This window comes from Saccharothrix sp. ST-888 (genome assembly GCF_000955975.1).
GTDB lineage: Bacteria > Actinomycetota > Actinomycetes > Streptomycetales > Streptomycetaceae > Kitasatospora.
On the sequence record NZ_JYJF01000411.1, the window covers coordinates 1 to 400 of the forward strand.

The 400-nt window shown below is 79.5% G+C and carries 1 pseudogene; it reads right to left on the reverse strand.

The annotated features are described in order from the left end of the window. Positions 1-400, reverse strand: a pseudogene (locus tag UK12_RS33325) (helicase-associated domain-containing protein); the annotation flags it as partial.

Genomic DNA, 400 nt, shown 5'->3' on the forward strand with positions numbered 1-400 from the left:
GCGGCGTGGCGGCAGGGCCGGCCACCGTCTCCTTGCGGACGGCGGTGGCCGCCCGGTCGCCCGCGCGCACCGCCTTGATCGCGGCGCCCAGCAGGACGTAGTGGGGGCACGGCGGCCCGTCCGGGACCGGGGTGGGGGCGGTCCTCGGCGGGGTGCGGTGGCTGTCGGGGCGGGTGATCAGCACATCGCCCTCGGCGGACTCGGGGGCCGGTGCGAAGCCAATGCCGCCCAGCACCCGGAGCAGCGTCCCGGGCGGCGCCTGGGCGGGCAGCACGGTCCGCGCCAGCAGGCGCAGCCGCAACTCGGCGGTCCGCCGGTCGGCGAGCACCTCGGCCAGCAGCGCGGTGTCGTCGCAGCGCAGGTACGAGGAGGCGGCGCCGACCCGCAGCACGCCGTGCCG